Origin of the sequence: Pontibacter amylolyticus, assembly GCF_014638845.1 — a bacterium.
In the GTDB taxonomy this organism is placed as follows: Bacteria; Bacteroidota; Bacteroidia; order Cytophagales; family Hymenobacteraceae; genus Pontibacter; species Pontibacter amylolyticus.
The window spans coordinates 526,483-545,053 of record NZ_BMFP01000003.1 but is presented as its reverse complement, the minus strand read 5'-3'; the positions used below and the strand labels follow the sequence as shown (position 1 = coordinate 545,053).

Sequence of the window (18,571 nt, the reverse complement as noted above, 5' to 3'; positions counted from 1 at the left end):
TTATGAATGCAGGTATAACTTATTCTGTTACAGCACGCAAGGCATTTACACGGCCGTAGCCGTAGTACGGGTCGCGGCCGGGTTTTCCTAAGTCATCGGCAGTGTCGCGCATTTTGGCCAGCACCTGGGCGGGGTCCATCTTGTCCCCGTTTTTGCTGATGATGAGGGCGGCCACGCCCGCCGCGTGCGGAGAGGCCATGCTGGTGCCAGCTGACCAGTAGAACGCACCGGCATTCGGAACCCGGGTATTTCCTGTACTGTATACCAGGTCAAAAGCATAGGCAACCTGAGTGACTGGTCCGATTTTGACTGGCTGGAATCCCTGTGGCTCACGCGCAAATCTGGAGTCACCACCTGGGGCTGCAAAGTGTATGTCCGGTGTGCCGTAATTGGAATAGGAGGCAAAGTTGTCCATGAACACGCCGTACGGGTTCAATGCCCAGCCAAAGGGGGCTGTAGCCGAAACGGAAATCACTTGCGAGGAGGCGGAGGGGACGTGTACCAGCGAGCCGTCTTTGTTTCCGTTGTTGGCGGCATTGCCGGCAGACGCTACGACGGTCACCCCTTTTTTATTAGCGTACTGGGTGGTGCGGTCAAGTGCTATGAGCAGCTCCTGTACCGCACTGGTGCTACCTTTTTCAAGGTAATCGTCCGAAGGGTTGGTTGGCGTGCCATTGTCATTCACAAACCAGCCGTTTCGAGGTATAGCAGCACCCAGACTCATATTGATCACATCAGCACCTTTGTCTGCCGCGTGTACAATACCAGCCATAATCCAGGAGAAGGCCCCTGAACCTGTATGATCGCTCAGCACTTTAACGAGTATGAGTTTAGCTTCGGGCGCCACACCAATCACACCATAGGCATTGTCAGCCGCAGCAATGGTGCCGGCCGTGTGGGTGCCATGGCTAAAAGCATCATCCAAAGCATACCACAAGTCTTCATTTTTGTCATTGACAACAAAGCTTTTGCTGTCATTCATCAAAATGTTTGGTGCCAGATCGGGGTGGTCCAGGTCAAAGCCTGAGTCCAGGACTGCTACCTTTACACCCTTGCCACGCACACCAGCGTTCCAGGCGGCTGGCGCCTTGATGGCAGCGTGTCCCCACTGGAGATCAAACCGGGTATCATTATCGCCGCTGTTAGGCGGATTGCCATATACCTCTTCATGTAGAACGACCTCCCGGCTATCCGGCTTGATCCATTGTATCTCCAGGTCGCGCACAACAGAACGCACACCCTGTATTCTAGAGGCTTTTGCCAGAAAGGCAGGGTCTTCGGAATAGACGGTTGCCACGCCAGCTTCTGACCATATGTTCGTCATCCTGCCATTTATAGAGGCCAGTTGGTTTCCCAGGCCAGCCGGAAGCGTTTCGGTGTTGGAAAGCACGATGTAATGATTGCCACGGTACTTAACGCCAGATGCAGCTGCAGCGACGGCTTCATTTGTCTCAGAGGCGCTTAAAACGCCATCCGGATTCACGTCTTCTTCGGGATTACAGCCTGTTAAGCCTAAAAAGGCAAAAGCCGCTGCAACGAGCAGGTTGTTGCGAGTAAAGAATTTGTTAGTCATGTTAAAGGTTTTATGGTTAGTAATAGTTAAAAACACCATCCTGATGACCTGTGCAGACAGACCCGCTCTGTTTGGCAATACAATTCCGTGTGCAGAACCACATTAAGCCCTGTAAGGGCAGATTCCACAGCGAAACTGTTACTTTACCAATGATTTATAGGTTGTTATGGAAAATAAGATTATAACAATACGGCGCCTCTTTTATATTGTTATAATTATTTTTAATTAAATTATATTTATAAATGACTATATAGCATGTTTTTTTTTTAATCGCAATGGAGCAGCCTAATGGATATTGGCTGTGCTTAAGTCCCTTGTAATAGCAAACAAACCGAGCACATGCAGCACAGCACCCTCCGTCTGCGACAGGCACTCAACTAGGCCTATCTGCGCCAGAAACGGCCCGAAACGACATGGAGCGCTTCGAGGCGGCACTTTGCACGCTCCTGGACAGCATTAACCCGCACGAAACCGAGGTGCACGCCAAAAACCATTTGCGCGACTTTCTGAAGGCGGTATTTTACAACGGCTAAAGCATCAACACCAGCGGGCGCACCGATCTAGTGATCCACAACGGGCCGACGATCAAAAGCAGTTTGGGCGCGAACGCCTCAGCGCTGGCTGCGGAGATCGATCTGCAGATATACCGACTCTACGACCTCAGCTACGATGAAGTGCTCCTCGTGGACCCGGCCTTTGCCATGACCCGGGAGGAGTATGAAGCGGCCGCACCAGTACCTCGCGGCGTGCGCAGCTCCCGCGAGTGTCTAACGTAACGGCCGTGGCTATACCTATACTTGATTTTCCACCGCAGCATTGTGAGACACTCGCGGGTCTGAAGACACCGCGAGGTCTGGGGGCAGCCACTCAGGTATAGCACCCTTCGTAGGAACAGGTCGCGACCTGTCCGCGCGACAGGCCGGCCAACGAAGCAGTTTGGATACAGGCAGTTCCAGCAGGCAATTAATCAGGTATAGCCGGGCAGTCAAAGTCCGTGCACGATTCGGACAGGTCGCGACCTGTCCCTACAAAGAACATAGGAGAGAGCCTCACATTAGATTTAGAAATGAGAAACCTAGAACTATTGCCGATCGAGAAGTCTGTGCAGGACGAAATCAGAACCAGTTGAGATAAATTGCTGGCCTATACAGGTATAAAGGTCGATATACTTGACCTGGAAGAAGGTGTACTGCAGGTTCGGGTTGAGTAAACCGAGCTTAAAAATAATTGCATCCTTAGTCAGCGGCAGCTTGTTAAAAGAGCAGGAGCTTTGTTAGCGCCAATAAAAGACCAGTAAAAAAAACATTATGTAGTACTTTCATTCAAACCTAAGTTCGACGAAATCGACCACCTCTGGATAGCGGATAGCAAAAAGGCATACAAACTTTCCAGAAATGACCTGAGCAAGCAGTTAGGTATAGCCAAAGAAGCGATAGGAGGTTTGCTCTCCGGCACCAGCCCTCTTACCCAACAGCTGCAAGCGGCCTTCTACTATTATTTCATGACCTACGAGCTTAATCGCGATTTTCGTGAGACTGAAATTTTAGAAGCTTAATCTTCGCAATCGCCTATTCTATACCTATACATGATTAGCATCAGCCGATCTGTTAGACGCTCGCGGGAGCTGCGCACACCTCGAGGTCAGGGCAACATCGCTAATTTCGCCTCGAAAAAATAAATTCAAAAAGGATAACAACTTTTTAATATAGGTGAGCGTATATATAGAAAGCTTAGCGAAAGCTCATTTTGTGAAAGTATAAGCGGCTCCGGGGGTGAACGACCGGGGCCGCTTTTTTTATGCGCCTGTATTAAGCTTTAAGCCACTCAAGGGCGGCGGCAGGAGTCGCAAAGGTTGCCACCTCATAAGCTATAGCCCCCGTTTTGCGGGCCTCTTCGATGTTGCGCTGGGCGCGCGCCTCGTTTTCCGGGTCAAAAGGCTGCAGCCGTGCTACTTTAGCCAGCCGCGTGGCCGACAGCATGGCCGTCAGTTCCATGGTAAGCTGCCGGTTCTCCTCATCATCAATCTCTACGGAAGTTGTGCGGGCATCCAACAGCAATTTGCGCACATCGTAGTTCCGGATCGTCTGAACCATAATCTGCAGACTGTGTTTGATCTCTGACATATGATAGCGCTGCAGATCGGGGTAGCGCACCTGCAAAATGTCGGTAGCAGGGTCGTACTCCAGTCGCAGTATGCTGTTTTGCAAAAGAATCATGATGTGGGAAGTATGCTTAGGGATATCGGGTATGAAACGGCGCATTAATATACAAAACAGTAGTAGCCCCACCAAGCAAAAATTGAGTAATATCACAAATATATACTAAATGCATATCTTGGTTTTGATTTTAAAACTGTAAGTCCTTTCTTGCAAACCCTAGTCGAACCAGCTAGGTTTAGGCTTGTTCGGGGCATCATCCCCGAATCGGGTATACTGCTATTCGAAGTGCCTATACCTGCTCCCATAGACTGAGTTGCAATGATAATATACAAGAAAGACTATATAAGCATTGCCTACTACGAGGCGGAAAAACTGCTCGAAGTTACGTGGCTGGCCTATGCCGCCAGCGCAGCGTACCGCGAGGCAATGCTACAATACATTGAGGCGCTCCGGAAGTACGAAGTAAAACGCTGGCTGGAAGATCATCGACAGGCTCGGGTGGTGCGTCTCTCGGATCAGAAGTGGACGATAGAAGAGTGGGCGCCCCTGTTCTTTCAGGAGGTGAAGAGCCTGGAGAAAATAGCCCGTGTCCGGTCAACAGACATCTCAGCCCGCATCAGCTCCGAGAACATGTTCAGGTACCTCGATTACAGCCAGTTCCAGTACGGTTTGATGGAGTTTGAGTTCTATGGCGAGGCCCGCAACTGGCTACTGGCCTGACTTTCCGGACGCGCTGCCTTTGCACCGCACTTAAAAAAACGGCACCTTATACCTGAAGATGATCATTCCCAACAAGTTCCTGAAGCTAGATTATAACCCAACCTACGATGTCCTGTTTGTGGAATGGCCCAACATGCATGATTATACCATGCCGGAGGTGAGCTACATCATTGACGAGGTGATAGACGCTGTACGCAGCTACGACGTCAAGCGCATCCTCACTGACACGCGTCAGTCGAAGGTGACAGTGCCGCTGGAGGAGTACGCCAAAGTTGTCAATCAGCTGGCGCTGCAGCTGGCCACTACGCGGCTGCAGAAGTTTGCTAAGTTGAACACCCGAGATGCTGACCGTGAAGCAATTTCCTCTAACGCTGCCGCGCTGGTGGTAGGTTCTGTCGCTTATCGCAGCTTCGACAACATAGACGAGGCCATTGCCTGGCTGACTGAAAGTTTATGAGTTTGAGAGTTTAGGAGTTTGAGAGGTTTGGATTGTGGGAGTTCGGGAGCCAGGACTCATTTGAAATTAATCCAGGTATATGGATAGGCGTTTACAATACAGCAACTTAATTACTTCATAACCTATAGTTTTTTAACTTTCTGCCTTTGCAATTTTTAACTCCCAAACTCTTAAACTCTTAAACTCCCATGCGCCCTTACATTCTTGCCGAATCGAACTGGAAAGCTATCAAAGACCAGCAGGTGGAGGTTGCCATATTGCCCTGGGGCGCCACCGAAGCCCACAACTACCACCTGCCCTACGGTACCGACAACTTCGAAGCCGAGGCTGTGGCCGCCGAAGCGGCCAGGCTGGCCTGGGAGGCGGGAGTGAAGGTATCGGTGCTTCCGGTCATCCCCTTTGGCGTGAACACCGGCCAGGCCGACATCACCCTCGACATTAACCTGAACCCCAGCACGCAGTTGGCCATCCTGCGCGACATTGTAGAGGTGCTCAACCGGCAGGGCATCCGCAAACTACTGGTTCTCAACAGCCACGGCGGCAACGACTTTAAACCGATACTGCGCGAACTGGGCCTGAAGTTTCCGGAGGTGTTCCTGCTCACCTGCAACTGGTTTCTGGCTGCCGACCGCAAAGCCTTCTTCGACAGCCCCGGCGACCACGCCGACGAAATGGAAACCAGCATCATGCAGCACCTGCGCCCCGACCTGGTACTGCCGCTCAGCGAAGCGGGGGAGGGCAAAGAGCACAAGTCCAGGCTGACAGGTATACGCGAAGGCTGGGCCTGGGCAGAGCGCCTGTGGTCGCAGGTGAGCGACGACACCGGCATCGGCAACCCGGCGGCCGCCACACCCGCCAAAGGCAAAGCCTTTTTCGAAGCCACCACCCGCAACATCGCCCAGCTCCTGCAGGAACTCGCCGCCATCGACCCGAAAGACAGGTATAAGAGAGTTTAGGAGTTTGAGAGTTTGGGAGTTTGAGAATTTAGGATTTTGGGAGTTGGGGAGTTAACATGTAGCGACGTTACACTGTAACGTCGTTCGTGCATGGGCCAATCTTTCCGCTCTTCCGGACATCCGTGTCCGGAAGCATTTCTGGAGGGGACATCCTTGTCCCCGTATACCTACAAAATCAAACCGTCCATGGCAACCAGGTTCACAGGCTCTTTCGGATTTATCAATCCGAAAGCAATCGATAGTGGATTTCCTGATCCCCCTATACCTGCAGACCTACTACCGGGAATGTGGACATCCCCGGCAGTGGGGTTAGGGCCCTCGATAAAGCTTTGGGACATGGATGTCCCGAAGAGCATATCAAAGCGACATCATACTCGTAGGGACGGGTCGCGACCTGTCCGCACATCTTGTGACCGGTACTGCAAATGACCGTGCTGTATTTTTACAACATGCGATTCGTGATATACCCAACTGGCGATTCGTGCAAGATTCGGACAGGTCGCGACCTGTCCCTACGAACCAAATGCATGCTGATCTGGATTTGCAAATCCCAAAGAATGGTGCGTATAGGTATAGCCGACACCCTATAACACTCGCGGGAGCTGCGCACGCCGCGAGGTCACAACCACCAAAACAAAAAACCATGCTGTACCCAGGCAGGTCCGCCCCCGTACAGCATGGTTTTTATGAATTGGGGAAATACTATTTCGCGGCGATGGTTCGCAGGGCGTCGCGCATTTCGGTGAGGAGCACTTCTTCTTTGGTCGGAGCTGGCGGCACAGCAGGGGCAGCGGCTTTTTTCCGCATCATGCGGTTCATTCCTTTCACGATCAGAAAGATGATGAAGGCCAGTATCAGAAAGTTAAGCGCCACCGTCACAAAGTTACCCCAGGCAAACACGGCGCCTAGTTTGCGCGCTTCCTCCAGTGCCAGACCTTCTGGCACGGCATCGGCAAGCGGCACATACAGGTTCGAGAAGTCCATGTCGCCAAGGGCTGCACCTACCAGCGGCATGAACAAGTCATTTACAACGGAATTTACTAATCCGCTGAACGCTGCACCAATGATAATACCAATGGCGAGGTCCATTACGTTGCCACGCATGGCAAACTCTTTGAATTCTTTTATCATGCCCATAAGCGCTGATGTTTTAGAGTGAGGGGGTTGTTGGTTTTAATATGTAAATATAATCATTTGAAAGTATAAAGCAAGTGCCCTATACCTTCATAGTTGCTGGTTTCTATAAAAAGTGAAGCCCGCCGCTGTCCCTTGTAACAGGTATAGCGACGGGCTTTTAAGAAAGGCTTGAGCAGGGAGCCGGCCATAACTAGCTCAGCTGGCGCTGCGCATAGAACCTGTCAAGACCGATCGTTTCCATTTTGATGTTTTTGTAGGCGGCGGTGGCCTTAAAATCTTCAATGATCTCCAGCACGTCGTCATCTATGTGCACGGATTGGGAGCCATCTATCCGCACGGTGGAGTTCGGGGCTACGTGATCCAGCGTTAGCATGATGCTGGCCTTGTTGAGGAAGGTAACCTCCTGTGCCAGTACCAGTTCAATATGCTCGCCTTCGTAATGCGCCTCACGGTCCACGAAAAACGGAGTGCGGTAATTATCGCGCAGGATCATGAACACTGATACGGCACCACCGATCACGATACCCGTAATCAGGTCGGTGAGCATCACGGCCACCACGGTCACAAAGAAAGGTACAAACTGGCGCTTGCCCGCCTTCCACATGCGTCGGAACAGGGAGACGGACGTTAGTTTGTAACCTACCACAAACAGCACAGCCGACAACGAGGCCAGCGGGATCAGGTTGAGCAGGTGCGGAATCGCCATCACGCAGATGAGCATGACCGTACCGTGGGTAATAGTGGAGAGTGGCGTACGGCCTCCTGACGACACGTTGGCCGAGGTGCGCACAATCACGGCGGTAACCGGCAGGCCACCAATCATGCCGGAAACAATGTTGCCGATGCCCTGGGCTTTCAGTTCGCGGTTGGTCGAGGACTTGCGCTTATAAGGGTCCAGTTTGTCACCAGCCTCTGTGCTGAGCAGCGATTCAAGGGAGGCGATAAAGGCGACGCTCAGCGCTACCGTCCAAAGCTGCGGGTTTGTGATCTGCGAGAAATCCGGGAAAGTGAAAAACGAGAAGAACTCCCCCAGACTACCAGCCGCCGGCAACTGCACCAATCGTCCGCCGCTTAGGGCGAGCTCCGGAAAGTAGGAGATAAAGAGCTGGTTGATGCCAATGCTGGCCAGCACGGCGATCAGGGCAGAGGGCACAAACTTAAAGAAGGTATAGCGCTTGAGGGCGGGCTGGTCCCAGGCAAAAATGATGAGCAGTGATAGGAACGTGATAACGGTCGCCCCAATGCTGATGTAGTTTACAATCCCTGCGATTTCGCGAAAAATATTGGCGCTGAAACCACCTTCCATGCCGCCAAACAGTGCCTTGCCTGAGTACCCGAACGCATGCGGAATCTGGTTGATGATCAGAATAAGACCGATGGACGCCAGTATACCCTTGATCATGGAAGATGGGAAGAAATAGGCGATGGTACCGGCACGAAGAAACCCGAGTATGATCTGGAAAACCCCGGCAATGATCACGGCGCTCAGCACGATCTGGAACGAGCCCAGCGATTCGATGGCCATGTAAATAACCAGTGCCACAGAGGCTGCCGGTCCGCTCACGTTCACTTTGGAGCCACTCAGGAAACCCACCACAATGCCGCCCACTATACCTGCGATGATCCCCGAGAACAGGGGAGCGCCCGAGGCGAGCGAAATGCCAAGGCAGAGCGGCAGGGCAATCAGGAAAACGACAAGGCCGGCGGGCAGATCGGTCTTTACGTGCGAGAACAGACTGTCTTTTATTTTTGGTTGAAGCGGTAAATTATCGGATTGCATGTACTGTAATTAAGTATACTGTATGATGTTATAATTATTCTGAAGTGATGTATACAGCCGACCGTGTCGCACCTGCGGAGGTGAGCGACGAGTTAAAGGCTATAAAAAATAGAGAGTGCCCGAAGTCTATACCTGATCCGGATGGGCAGGTATAGGCAGGCCTCTATGAAAACGTGGCCAGAGGCCAGCTTGCGTCAAGGGGGAGTAGGGGTGCTATGGATAGACAGGTGCTGCATAAAGAGGTGCAAAAGTACGGTTTTTCAGCGCGAATTCAAAAGCCAGGTATAGAACAGCCGCTTCGTTCTGTTCTATACCTGGCTTTCAGTTTAAGCAACACGGTGGTGTGTGCAATTAGAATATAGCGGATTGCTCGCGCACCAATCTCAATAACTTAGGCATGAAGGTATAGCGCTATACCTCGTACAAAAAGTAAGGCCTTTCGTAGCCCGACTTCTGTAGCACGGGCAGCGACACATTGAACACCTGCACACCGGTGCTGGTTTTGCCCTCGAGCGTGCCCACGTGCGCGTGCCCATGGAAAGTGGCCAGCACATTGCGCCGGTTCAGTGGCTCCTCCAGGCGGGAGCAGCCCAGGAAAGCATGGATGGCCTCCGGTTCCCCCTCCACGGTAGCCTGAATGGGCGCGTAATGCAGCAGCACGATCTTTTTCATGTCAGTTTGCTGACTGTCGAGCTGCGACAGGGCCGCATCCAGCTTCAAAGCCTCGGTCACGGCTTCCTGCACAAAGTCCTTGTTGAGTTGCTCGCCAAACATACCCAGCATATACCTATCGAAGCCGCCACCATACCCTTTCACGCCGGCAAAGCCCACATTTTCGATCACCGTGAAGTCACCGTCGAGCAGCTGCAGGTTGGTTTGGACAAAAACCTTACGCAGTTTCTTGACCTGGTCGTGGTCATAGTCGTGGTTACCCAGCACGGCCAGCACCGGTATGGAGCAGGACCTGAGTTCTCCGGCCAGCACCTCGGCCTCGCTTTCGCGGCCCGTGTCGGTCAGGTCGCCGCAGAGCAGCAGCACATCCGCCTCCTCCGACACCTGCCTGAAAAAGTCAACCCATTTGCCTGTATCCTGCTCACTCACATGTATGTCGCCTACGGCCGCTAACCGTAGTTTCTTAGGTTCTATAGTCTCGTCTTGCATCGTAGTTCGTTTTATTGAATGTAATACTACGTGCCAGGGCCGCTTCAGGATAGGGCGGCTATACCTGTCCTTAAAGGAAACAGCCTTCGCACTCGGTGGTGCGGGGGCTGAGTAGGCTAACAAGTACTATTTATCTAATTTAATTTCCGGTTCTGTTGATCTCCTCCAGGCTGTTGTTGCGTTTCTTCGCTTCGAAGTCTTTGCCCTTGGCGAAATTGTAGCGCAGGTTGATGCGGATGCTCTGGGTGCCCTGGTACTGGTCGATGGCGTTGAGGTTGCCATCCAGCATCGTTTTCACTTTCAGCACACGGGTTTGAAAGATGTCGGTTGCGTTAAGAGCCAGCGTCAGGCGGTCGTCCATGAAAGTGCGTTTCAGGCCGGCATCGAGCCACCACTGGCTCTTGATCTCGTACAGGCCATACACGGCTGGTCCCTGGAATCCGGCGTTCAGCTCCAGGCGGACGTCCTTGGGCAGCTGGATGCTCTGGTTAGACTGCACGTAGAACAGCACCTGGTCATTGATAACGTCCTGTGCATTCACTTCTTTGGTATAGCGCTGGTAAGCCAGGGTGGCCGTGTTGCTCATCTCCCATTTGCCGGAGATCTTTACAGGTGCCACCAGGGTGGTATACAGGTTCTTGTAGCTCTCGATGTTGCGCTGGCCGAACACCGTGGTGTTGTCCTCGCTGTTGTAGGTCGGTATCTCCCCAATGAAGTCGGTGGTGATGGAGTAGCCGGCCATCAGGTTGTAGCGCTCCTTCAGGGTCTGCGTGATCTCAAAGGAGTTGGTGTACTGCGGTTTCAGGTTCGGGTTGCCCTGCGACCAGGTATAGGGATCGAGGTAGAAGATGAACGGATTCAGCTGGCCGTAGTAAGGGCGATTGATGCGGCGGCTGTACTTGTAGCTCACCTGGTAGTCGTCGCTCACCTTCTGCTGCAGGAACAGGCTGGGGAACAGGTCCAGGTAGTTGCGCTTTTTGATATCCTCCAACGTGATGGAGTTGCCCTCGGATGAAGTATGCTCCGCGCGAAGACCGCCCATTATTTTCCAGGTGTCACTCAGTTTAGCAGAGTAGTTCGCATAGCCGGCATAGATGTTCTCGGTGTACACAAAGTGGCTGGTACGGCGTGGGTCCAGCACCTTACGTCCGTCCGTTACCTCGTAGAAGAGCAGCTCGTTGTCGGACACCACATGGCTGGCCTTGGCGCCCAGTTCCAGCTTTCCGTCTTTGCCCAGTTTCTTACTGAAGTCTACTTTACCAGCCAGGATGTCGTAGCCGGTGGGGTTAAAGCTGGTGAGGTGCTCCTGGCTTACCAGTTCGTTGGTGCCCAGCAAATACTGCCTGTTCTTGAACACAAAGTCGGTCTCGTCCTTGATGCGGGCATAGTCCACGTCAGCCGAAAGGGTAGTGCCCACCGTGTCGAGTTTGCCGTTGTAGTGCAGGTTAAAGGTACCGTTGCGGTAGGTACTCTCGTGCTCGTTGGTGGCGGAGATGTGGCGGCTATCGGCAGCTACCGGGCGACGCAGGTCAGACTCCGTGTTGAAAATGCCCTCGTTGGAGTTGTAGAACAGGTTGCTCATGAAGCCTACGCTGTGGCGGTCGTTGATCTCGTAATCAGTGCCCAGGCGCAGGGTCGGGTTGAGGCGCTCGCGCTCTTCTATACCTTCCTGGTCGAAGAAGCTGCGGCCGGCCGGATCGTTGAAAATACGCTCCATCTCCATGTCGCGGAAGTTCCTGCGGCGTGCAAAGTCCAGGCCAGCCGTGGTGTTCCACTTGCCGCTCTTGTGGTTCAGGTCGAAGCCTGTGTTGTAGGAGCTCATGCGGTTGTACTGGTAACCGGCGTACACGCTGCCGTTCATGCCAAAGGCTTCGTTCTTTTTCAGGTTGATGTTGATGATGCCGGAAGCGCCCTCCGCATCGTAGCGGGAGGATGGGTTGGTGATGATCTCCAGGTCCTTCAGGTTTTCGGCCGACATGCCCTGCAGCAGGTTCTGCAGCTGCTTGCCGGATAGGTACGACTGCTTGCCGTTGATCATGACCTGCACGCCGGGCTTGCCGTTCAGGGTGATGTTGCCATCCTGGTCAATCCACACGCCCGGTGATTTCTCCAGCACCTCGTAGGCCGTGCTGCCCTGTGCCAGTCCGGTTCCTTCCACGCTCACCACCATCTTCTCAGCATCGTTCGTGATGGTGGGGCGCATGGTCTGGATGGTCACCTCCTTCAGGGTTTTAACGTCCGGTTTCAGCTGCAGCCTTCCGAAGTCGCGGCTGAAGTCAGGTCCGGTCACTTCAAAGACCTCCGTTACCATGGGCAGGTAGCCCAAACCGCTTAACTTCAATTTGTAGCTTCCCTTTGCCGGCGTTTTGATGCGGAAGGTTCCGTCCATTTCGGCAATGGCACCTGTCACGACTGCATCAGAAGAGGGGGAGAGCACGGCGACATTCACGAATCCCAGGCCTTCTCCTTTTTCGTCCAGCACGTTACCCTTCAGCCAGCCTTCAGTTTGGGCTAAGGTATTGTGTGACAGTGTGGTAATGAACATGAAAGCGAATAAGTAGAATAACTTTTTCATAGTGTTACTTTGTTAGCATGTAGTGTAATAGGATGTGGCAAAGCTAGTCTATAGTACTTTGCAATGCAAGGTACTGTTTAGTTTATTATATGAACTATCAGAAATTATCCGTCAACAGCGCCAGAATTCCGACGAATGGAAGTTCAACCGGAAGGCATTTGGAGAAAGGAGGGGTGGAGGAGCCGCTTCCAAAGCTTTCTTAGGCTGATAGATGGTGAGCGGAAGGCTATGGTTGCTTGTGTACCTAAGTTTTTTAGCTGCACCTCCACAAAAAAAACCTCCTACCTGCCAGTAGAGGCAAACAGGAGGTCAGTGCATGAGGTAGGAGTACGGCTATGCCATGCTATACCTTAGTTAGGCGTTGCGCATAGACGAACATACTGCTTGGGATGTCTGTTTTTGATCAGGCGTAGCATGTACCGGAAAACGAAATAACGCTCCCGCTTACGTTCTTCCTGCCCCAGCGATTCCCGGTAATCCAGGATTTCACACAGGCTGGCTGTATCCTGGTAGAGGAAATAGCTGTATACCTTGAAAAAACATTTTCTGACAGTTCTCTTTTTCACTTTCGTTCCGGTCTCTTCGACCAAGGCACGTCTCAAATTCTTCATCCCTTGCTGCCTATAGATTGTGATAATGTTATTTTATACTGTATGTTTTCATGAACGAAGCTTAAAGCTAACAAGTGTGATCATCATATAAAATGACACTTATCATTTTAAGTGTCAATGGTTTAAAAAACTACGTGAGTGTATGCCTTCTAAGATAAAATTTCCTGTCTAAGTTCCGTTTGCATTGAAATACAGTGAGTTGAAGGAAGAAACAGGTTATTTTCACACGATAGTAACAACAGGGTACGTATTTATTCGTTATATGATTATAGCAGTAAATAATAGACTGTTATTAAGACATGAAACCACCGCCTTATATTCAGGTAAAATACAACCCAAAACAGGGTCTGCTTTCGAGCCAGTGGCTGCGGGTAGTGAACAGCACCGAGTACCGGCGGGCGTTAGTGAACGTCTGCAAGCGGCTACAGAAGAGCAATGCCATGGGATGGCTGGTTGACTTCAGTAACATGACCAGCCCCAATATGAGTGATCAGAGCTGGACGATCGAACTGCTCGGTCATAGCCTGCCGCTTACCAAACTTCGCAAACTGGCGCTCGTGCTACCTGATGACCTCTTTCTGGAGGTTGTTGTAGAGAAAGTGAGCAGCAGTCTGCTCAGCATGTCCGGTAACAAGTTGCAGATTGCCTACTTCGCTGATTCCTGCACTGCACAACAATGGCTCGCATCGTCCAGCGATCCCTGTGAGGGCTTGTTCCGGAATGCCACTTGAAAAACCTACTAATTTAATCTTAAGAACCAGCCCACATTCAGTTATCTGGAAAGAAGACCGCTGCAAGTGCGATTGTCAATGGCTTTTGCCTGATTTTACCATTCTTTTGAAAAAAAACAGTAATAACATGAAATATTCCTGAACTTTTTGTGAATTGTTCATGTAATAACCTTGCCAATAAGTTATAATCATTTGCACAAATTCACGACTATGAAAGAGCTTGAGAGAATCCAGAAAGCACTCCGGCACAGTAATACCCTTGTTTTGAAAGACCGGGAAAAGAATGTTGAATGTTCTTTTATAAGGGAGGGCCTCGTTTACGATAATTTCCCGATCGAAAACAATGTGCTGGCGACAGCGCTGCAGGAAGCAAGCGTGAACGGTATTGTGGAGGGTTTACACTTTGAGCGGCTCAAGAACACGTACGAATGGTTTGCACTTCGCGTTAAATCGCGCATGCTCCTGGATACTTTGAAATAGTTAACTCGCATTGTGATAGAAAAAGCCCTCCGCTTCTAATTAGCGGAGGGCTTTTTTATGCCCCGTCAGACAGCAACCTATACCCTGTGGATGCAGTACCTGCTGTATGACTTTATCTTTATCTTTCGCGATCCATATCATGCTGCACATGGCAGTGCCCGTACTGGTAGCGGCGCTGTTCTACAGAGATCAATTCCGCTATGCTTCGCTGATGATGTTGGCAGGCTGGCTGATTGATTTTGACCATTTGCTGGTAACCCCCATCATCGACCAGGACAGGTGCAGCATTGGGTTTCATTTACTGCACCGGTACTGGATCGTGCCAATTTACGCTATTCTGGCGCTTATCCCGAAGACCCGGCTAATCGGCCTGGGCCTGCTCATACATATTGTCCTGGATTGGATGGATTGTTATTTGTGATGGAGTGACGGATTGAGTGAGTTGGTGATTGAGCGATTGAGTGAGTTAGTGAATGAGTGAGTTGGTAATTGAGCGATGGAGCGAATCTTCAATTCTCTAAAAACAGAAGAGCTGATCAAATCTTTGACCAGCTCTTCTAGGTTATTTGCCTAGGTAAAGTTCATTACCCATTTTTAATTTACAATCACTCCATCACCAACTCACTCAATCACTCAATTAATTGATAACTTCCTCGTTGCTGCCGCACTTCAGCATGCTGCTTCCGAAGTAGGGGTTGCGTATCTCTGAGTTGGTGCTCACCCAGTAGGCGCCCTGGTTGTTGTTGACCATCGGGCAGTGCTGGTAGTATACTTTCTTGTCAGTGGCGCCGAAAGCTTTGGTCAGCGAGAACACGGCTTCTGACAGGTCTTCCAGTTGGTTGCGCTGCTCACCGAGGTCGTTGGTGGCGGCGATGGCAGCAGCAGAGGTGCGTACTTTTTCAACCTGCTCTTCTGCAAACGACTTTTGCTCCGGTACCTGCAGGGTAGCAACCGGCATCGCGTTCGCTGAGTTGAGTATGGTGGTGGCCGCCTCTTTCGCCGTTTCAGCGTCGGATTCTACCATGGCGTCTTTCAGGGCGATGTACTCGTCCAGCAGCTGCGACAGATTGGTTTTCATGGGCTCTGCCACCGAATCAAAGGTAGGCGTCTCTACAACCACGGTGCCGGCTGCAGGCAGGTTGTCACCGTGCGCCATGCCGTCGTGGTGCTCGTGGTCATGCTCTTCAGTGGCATCCGCCTGGTGCTGGTTGCTGTCAGATGAACAGGAAGCGAATGCGAACATGGCCACCAGCGCTGCAAATAATGTTGTCTTTTTCATAATGGTTTATTAGGAAATCGAAGTGTTTATGACATTTTGTTTATACCTCAGGTACCCATGGCGGGCAATCCTTCTGCAAAGGTAAGCTTTTTAGCGAAAAGGCTACAACGATACCCTCTCCGCCTATCGGAGGCTTTTACGTATCTTTGAGTAAATGAATTTCTAGAAATGGTTACAATCTATCACAACAACAGATGCAGCAAAAGCCGCCAGACGCTGGACTTGCTGCGCGAAAAAGGAGAGGAGCTACAGGTAGTGGAATACCTGAAAAACACACCTTCTGCCGAAGAGCTTAAAGCCGTGCTCCAAAAGCTAGGCCTGCAACCCGAACAGGTGCTGCGCAAAGGCGAGCAGGTATACAAAGAAAACTTTGCGGGCAAAAGCTATACCGACGAGGAATGGTTGCAGATCATGGCTGAACACCCCATCCTGATCGAGCGCCCGATTGTGGTGAAAGGCGACAGAGCGACCATCGGCCGGCCTCCGGAAAAAGTGCTCGACATCCTGTAACACAGGTATAGGCAGGTATAAGGTATAGCCGTGTTATGCTAAAGGCTATACCTTATACCTGTTTTAGAATGGATAGCCAATGGCAATGTTCAGCACCATGCCGTGTTCACCGGGTTTGGGGTTGAAGCCGAACCGGAAATCATCGAGCACAAAGCGGTCGCCCTCTGGTAGGTAAGGCACACGCACCGGTATACCCAAATCGAAGCGGATCACGAAGAACTCAATGTCCACCCGCAGACCAAAACCCGTGCCTACTGCCAGTTCCTGGAACAAATTGCCGGCCTTGAACTTGGGCTTTTCCAGTACCCCGTTTTTGTCATACGTCTCGTTGATCAGCCAGATATTACCGGCGTCCACAAAAACAGCTCCCCTGAAGAATCCGAAAATCGGGAAACGGTACTCGGCATTCGCCTCCAGCTTGATATCGCCTACCTGGTCAAAAAAGGAGAAGGCAAGTGCGTCCGATACATTGTAGCTCCCCGGTCCGATGCTGCGCGCCCGAAAGGCCCTGATGCTGTTCGGCCCTCCGATCGAAAACTGCTTCACATACGGCATGGTCAGGGAGTTGCCATAGGGGTAGCCCACTCCTGCAATCAGGCGCGTCGCTAGCTGGCTCATTTTGGAAAAGTTGAAGTAGTAGCGGAAGTCGTTTTCAAGCCGCGAGTATTGTGAGTACGGCTGATTGAAGATAGTGCGCGGTGGCACTGGCGGCTCCGCTTCATCATCGCGTTTGTCGTTGCCCAGCAGCGACTGCACCGCACTCACCAGGTTGCCCGACACATCGAGGGTGGTGGCATTGAAGAACTGGTGTGTTTTGTTCTCCAAACTCAGGGTGCTGAAGGTATGCTGGTAGATGGAACCAATAATGAACTGCTCCTCAAAACTGCTTTTCAGAAACGGGTTCTGCTCAAGAATAGCCATAAACTCGTCCGTCTGTTTGCCAAGGCGCACATACTGCAAATTGATCGGGGTGAACTCGTGCGTGATCGTTTGCTTTGGACGCCAGTTATACCCGTATGAGGCGTTAAAGGAGTTCATCTGAAAGAACTGTACCCGGTTCAGGAAATTGTACCCCAGCGTAATGCGCGTATTCGGCACAAAGGCAGAGCGCAGGTTGGGCAGGTTGAAGGGAGCCACCAGCCTGGGGAAGGTGAGGCTGGTTTGTACCCCAAGCTCGTAGGAACTGAGCCCGACCGGGTTCTCCTCGGGCGACTCGCCACTGCTGACGACCCGCTGGCCCCCGACCTGGTTCTCGAAGCGACCTGTGAAATTGACGGTCAGCATCTCCGATCCTTTAAAGGCATTGCGGTTCCGAAACGAAACGGACATACCGGGCCCGGCCAGGTTATTGGATTTGGTCACCATCTGCGCCTCTGCCCTAAGCGATTTTTTCATGTCGGGCGTCATAAAGATGAAGGCGTCCAGCCGGTCCTCTTTCAAAGTATCGCGCTCGTACTGCAGGTTCACGAACTTGTAGGCACTCAGCCCCGACAGCCTGCTCACCGTCAGCAGGTGGTTGCGACGGCTGTACACGCTGTCCTTCGCAACGAAAAGGCCCGGCACAATGTGCTTCGCCCGTACATAGTTTTCGTTCGGAATGTAGTTATAACCTTCAAAGCGCAGCGTGTCGCTCACGGACAGGCTGTCATTCAGAACAAAGTTTGCGTTGATGAAGATGTCATCAATCTTATAGGAGCGCAGGGCGGGTGCCGGCATGTCGTTTTTGAGGCGCAGGACCACATCCACGCCTTTGTTGCCCACCGTGGTATCGGCACTGAAGATGAGCATATTGGGTGCAAAGAAGAAGTAGCCCCGGTTTTTGAGCGCCTGGTCTATCCGGGTTCTTTCCAGGATCATCTTGTCCAGGTCGTAAGGCTCTTCCTGCTTGATCAGGGAGCCGGCCTGCAGCTGCCTGATCTCGGCGTGTATGGGCAGGGAGTCGCTGAGGGTATAGGCGATGTTGCGTATGCGGTAGGGCTCGTGCACCGTAGCCTGCCAGGCAATGGTGGCTTTTTTCTTCTTGATGGTGGTGTCACTTTGTACGGTGTTGTAAAAGTAGCCCCGGTTGTGGAGGCGCGCGCGCATCACTTCGTTAATGCTGGCCGTGTCCACTTCCGACAGCAGCACCGGCGGTTCACCCAATTTAGTCTGAATCCAGTGCTTCAGGCCTTTGTCTTTCTCGGTGTAGAATGCGTTGTAGATCCAGAGTTTGGGGCGCATGCCAAGGATGGAGGCGTTGGGCTTCGGGCGAACCGTGTTGCCCAGTTCAGTTTCCAGTTCGGGCCCGCGCTTGCTGCTGTCCTCTTCATCGTTCACTTTCACCTCAAATCCGGCAAACAGCGCATCGCCCTTCGGTACGGTTTTCGTGCTGCTGCAACCGGGCAGCACCCAGCTCAGTGCCAGACAGAAAGCAATCAAGGTATAGCGTAAGGCTGTGGTCAT

At 51.8% G+C, this 18,571-nt stretch carries 17 protein-coding genes and 1 pseudogene; 9 read left to right on the top strand and 9 right to left on the bottom strand.

What is annotated here, in order from left to right:
• Positions 1-19: 19 nt before the first annotated feature.
• The gene (locus tag IEV97_RS10460; protein WP_188501459.1) at positions 20-1,573 is read right to left on the bottom strand and encodes a S8 family serine peptidase; all 1,554 of its coding nucleotides are present in this window, start codon (positions 1,571-1,573) and stop codon (positions 20-22) included.
• A gap of 407 nt (positions 1,574-1,980) precedes the next feature.
• On the opposite strand from IEV97_RS10460, the pseudogene IEV97_RS20280 reads away from it, so the two are divergent.
• Positions 1,981-2,106: pseudogene (locus IEV97_RS20280) on the top strand (DUF7149 domain-containing protein); the annotation flags it as partial.
• Between the two features lie 30 nt (positions 2,107-2,136).
• Positions 2,137-2,349: a hypothetical protein gene (locus IEV97_RS10455; protein ID WP_188501458.1), complete on the top strand. Its 213-nt coding sequence runs from the start codon at positions 2,137-2,139 to the stop codon at positions 2,347-2,349.
• 1,032 nt (positions 2,350-3,381) lie between these two features.
• On the opposite strand, the gene IEV97_RS10450 is transcribed toward IEV97_RS10455, so the two are convergent.
• Positions 3,382-3,789 carry a hypothetical protein gene (locus IEV97_RS10450; protein ID WP_188501457.1) on the bottom strand — a complete coding sequence of 136 codons (408 nt, stop codon included), beginning with the start codon at positions 3,787-3,789 and terminating at the stop codon, positions 3,382-3,384.
• 261 nt (positions 3,790-4,050) lie between these two features.
• On the opposite strand from IEV97_RS10450, the gene IEV97_RS10445 reads away from it, so the two are divergent.
• The 3 genes from IEV97_RS10445 to IEV97_RS10435 all read left to right on the top strand — a co-directional run bounded on the left by IEV97_RS10445 (position 4,051) and on the right by IEV97_RS10435 (position 5,865).
• Positions 4,051-4,452 carry a hypothetical protein gene (locus tag IEV97_RS10445; RefSeq protein WP_188501456.1) on the top strand — a complete coding sequence of 134 codons (402 nt, stop codon included), beginning with the start codon at positions 4,051-4,053 and terminating at the stop codon, positions 4,450-4,452.
• Between the two features lie 58 nt (positions 4,453-4,510).
• On the top strand, positions 4,511-4,909 hold the full coding sequence (locus tag IEV97_RS10440; protein ID WP_188501455.1) for a hypothetical protein: 399 nt from the start codon (positions 4,511-4,513) through the stop codon (positions 4,907-4,909).
• A 188-nt stretch (positions 4,910-5,097) separates the two neighbouring features.
• Entirely contained in the window at positions 5,098-5,865 is a 768-nt protein-coding gene (locus IEV97_RS10435; protein WP_188501454.1) for a creatininase family protein, read from the top strand.
• A 702-nt stretch (positions 5,866-6,567) separates the two neighbouring features.
• On the opposite strand, the gene mscL is transcribed toward IEV97_RS10435, so the two are convergent.
• The 5 genes from mscL to IEV97_RS10410 form a co-directional block, all read right to left on the bottom strand.
• Positions 6,568-6,996: a large conductance mechanosensitive channel protein MscL gene (gene mscL, locus IEV97_RS10430; RefSeq protein WP_188501453.1), complete on the bottom strand. Its 429-nt coding sequence runs from the start codon at positions 6,994-6,996 to the stop codon at positions 6,568-6,570.
• Between the two features lie 196 nt (positions 6,997-7,192).
• On the bottom strand, positions 7,193-8,782 hold the full coding sequence (locus IEV97_RS10425) for a SulP family inorganic anion transporter (protein ID WP_188501452.1): 1,590 nt from the start codon (positions 8,780-8,782) through the stop codon (positions 7,193-7,195).
• A 411-nt stretch (positions 8,783-9,193) separates the two neighbouring features.
• On the bottom strand, positions 9,194-9,943 hold the full coding sequence (locus tag IEV97_RS10420; protein ID WP_188501451.1) for a metallophosphoesterase family protein: 750 nt from the start codon (positions 9,941-9,943) through the stop codon (positions 9,194-9,196).
• A gap of 139 nt (positions 9,944-10,082) precedes the next feature.
• Positions 10,083-12,518 (bottom strand): TonB-dependent receptor, encoded by a 2,436-nt coding sequence (locus IEV97_RS10415; RefSeq protein ID WP_188501450.1) that lies wholly within the window; start codon positions 12,516-12,518, stop codon positions 10,083-10,085.
• A gap of 350 nt (positions 12,519-12,868) precedes the next feature.
• Entirely contained in the window at positions 12,869-13,129 is a 261-nt protein-coding gene (locus IEV97_RS10410; protein ID WP_188501449.1) for a hypothetical protein, read from the bottom strand.
• Positions 13,130-13,428: 299 nt separating this feature from the next.
• On the opposite strand from IEV97_RS10410, the gene IEV97_RS10405 reads away from it, so the two are divergent.
• From IEV97_RS10405 to IEV97_RS10395, 3 genes are all read left to right on the top strand, one after another.
• The gene (locus tag IEV97_RS10405) at positions 13,429-13,860 is read left to right on the top strand and encodes an STAS/SEC14 domain-containing protein (RefSeq protein WP_188501448.1); all 432 of its coding nucleotides are present in this window, start codon (positions 13,429-13,431) and stop codon (positions 13,858-13,860) included.
• Positions 13,861-14,070: 210 nt separating this feature from the next.
• Positions 14,071-14,340 (top strand): hypothetical protein, encoded by a 270-nt coding sequence (locus IEV97_RS10400; RefSeq protein ID WP_188501447.1) that lies wholly within the window; start codon positions 14,071-14,073, stop codon positions 14,338-14,340.
• A 106-nt stretch (positions 14,341-14,446) separates the two neighbouring features.
• Positions 14,447-14,761: a DUF6122 family protein gene (locus IEV97_RS10395; RefSeq protein ID WP_188501446.1), complete on the top strand. Its 315-nt coding sequence runs from the start codon at positions 14,447-14,449 to the stop codon at positions 14,759-14,761.
• A gap of 216 nt (positions 14,762-14,977) precedes the next feature.
• On the opposite strand, the gene IEV97_RS10390 is transcribed toward IEV97_RS10395, so the two are convergent.
• Positions 14,978-15,619, bottom strand: a complete 642-nt coding sequence (locus IEV97_RS10390; RefSeq protein WP_188501445.1) for a DUF3347 domain-containing protein — start codon at positions 15,617-15,619, stop codon at positions 14,978-14,980.
• Positions 15,620-15,787: 168 nt separating this feature from the next.
• Here IEV97_RS10390 and arsC point away from each other — a divergent pair, with 168 nt between their 5' ends.
• The gene (arsC, locus tag IEV97_RS10385) at positions 15,788-16,129 is read left to right on the top strand and encodes an arsenate reductase (glutaredoxin) (RefSeq protein WP_188501444.1); all 342 of its coding nucleotides are present in this window, start codon (positions 15,788-15,790) and stop codon (positions 16,127-16,129) included.
• Between the two features lie 63 nt (positions 16,130-16,192).
• Here arsC and tamL read toward each other — a convergent pair whose 3' ends face one another.
• Entirely contained in the window at positions 16,193-18,571 is a 2,379-nt protein-coding gene (tamL, locus tag IEV97_RS10380) for a translocation and assembly module lipoprotein TamL (protein ID WP_188501443.1), read from the bottom strand.

Excerpts from the sequence above, each read along its gene's own strand:
- IEV97_RS10460 (WP_188501459.1), bottom strand. The coding sequence starts at position 1,573 with ATGACTAACAAATTCTTTACTCGCAACAACCTGCTCGTTGCAGCGGCT.
- IEV97_RS10400 (WP_188501447.1), top strand. The coding sequence starts at position 14,071 with ATGAAAGAGCTTGAGAGAATCCAGAAAGCACTCCGGCACAGTAATACC.
- IEV97_RS10410 (WP_188501449.1), bottom strand. The coding sequence starts at position 13,129 with ATGAAGAATTTGAGACGTGCCTTGGTCGAAGAGACCGGAACGAAAGTG.
- IEV97_RS10435 (WP_188501454.1), top strand. The coding sequence starts at position 5,098 with ATGCGCCCTTACATTCTTGCCGAATCGAACTGGAAAGCTATCAAAGAC.
- IEV97_RS10425 (WP_188501452.1), bottom strand. The coding sequence starts at position 8,782 with ATGCAATCCGATAATTTACCGCTTCAACCAAAAATAAAAGACAGTCTG.
- IEV97_RS10405 (WP_188501448.1), top strand. The coding sequence starts at position 13,429 with ATGAAACCACCGCCTTATATTCAGGTAAAATACAACCCAAAACAGGGT.
- tamL (WP_188501443.1), bottom strand. The coding sequence starts at position 18,571 with ATGACCACAGCCTTACGCTATACCTTGATTGCTTTCTGTCTGGCACTG.
- mscL (WP_188501453.1), bottom strand. The coding sequence starts at position 6,996 with ATGATAAAAGAATTCAAAGAGTTTGCCATGCGTGGCAACGTAATGGAC.
- IEV97_RS10390 (WP_188501445.1), bottom strand. The coding sequence starts at position 15,619 with ATGAAAAAGACAACATTATTTGCAGCGCTGGTGGCCATGTTCGCATTC.
- IEV97_RS10420 (WP_188501451.1), bottom strand. The coding sequence starts at position 9,943 with ATGCAAGACGAGACTATAGAACCTAAGAAACTACGGTTAGCGGCCGTA.
- IEV97_RS10440 (WP_188501455.1), top strand. The coding sequence starts at position 4,511 with ATGATCATTCCCAACAAGTTCCTGAAGCTAGATTATAACCCAACCTAC.
- IEV97_RS10445 (WP_188501456.1), top strand. The coding sequence starts at position 4,051 with ATGATAATATACAAGAAAGACTATATAAGCATTGCCTACTACGAGGCG.
- IEV97_RS10450 (WP_188501457.1), bottom strand. The coding sequence starts at position 3,789 with ATGATTCTTTTGCAAAACAGCATACTGCGACTGGAGTACGACCCTGCT.
- IEV97_RS10415 (WP_188501450.1), bottom strand. The coding sequence starts at position 12,518 with ATGAAAAAGTTATTCTACTTATTCGCTTTCATGTTCATTACCACACTG.
- arsC (WP_188501444.1), top strand. The coding sequence starts at position 15,788 with ATGGTTACAATCTATCACAACAACAGATGCAGCAAAAGCCGCCAGACG.
- IEV97_RS10395 (WP_188501446.1), top strand. The coding sequence starts at position 14,447 with ATGACTTTATCTTTATCTTTCGCGATCCATATCATGCTGCACATGGCA.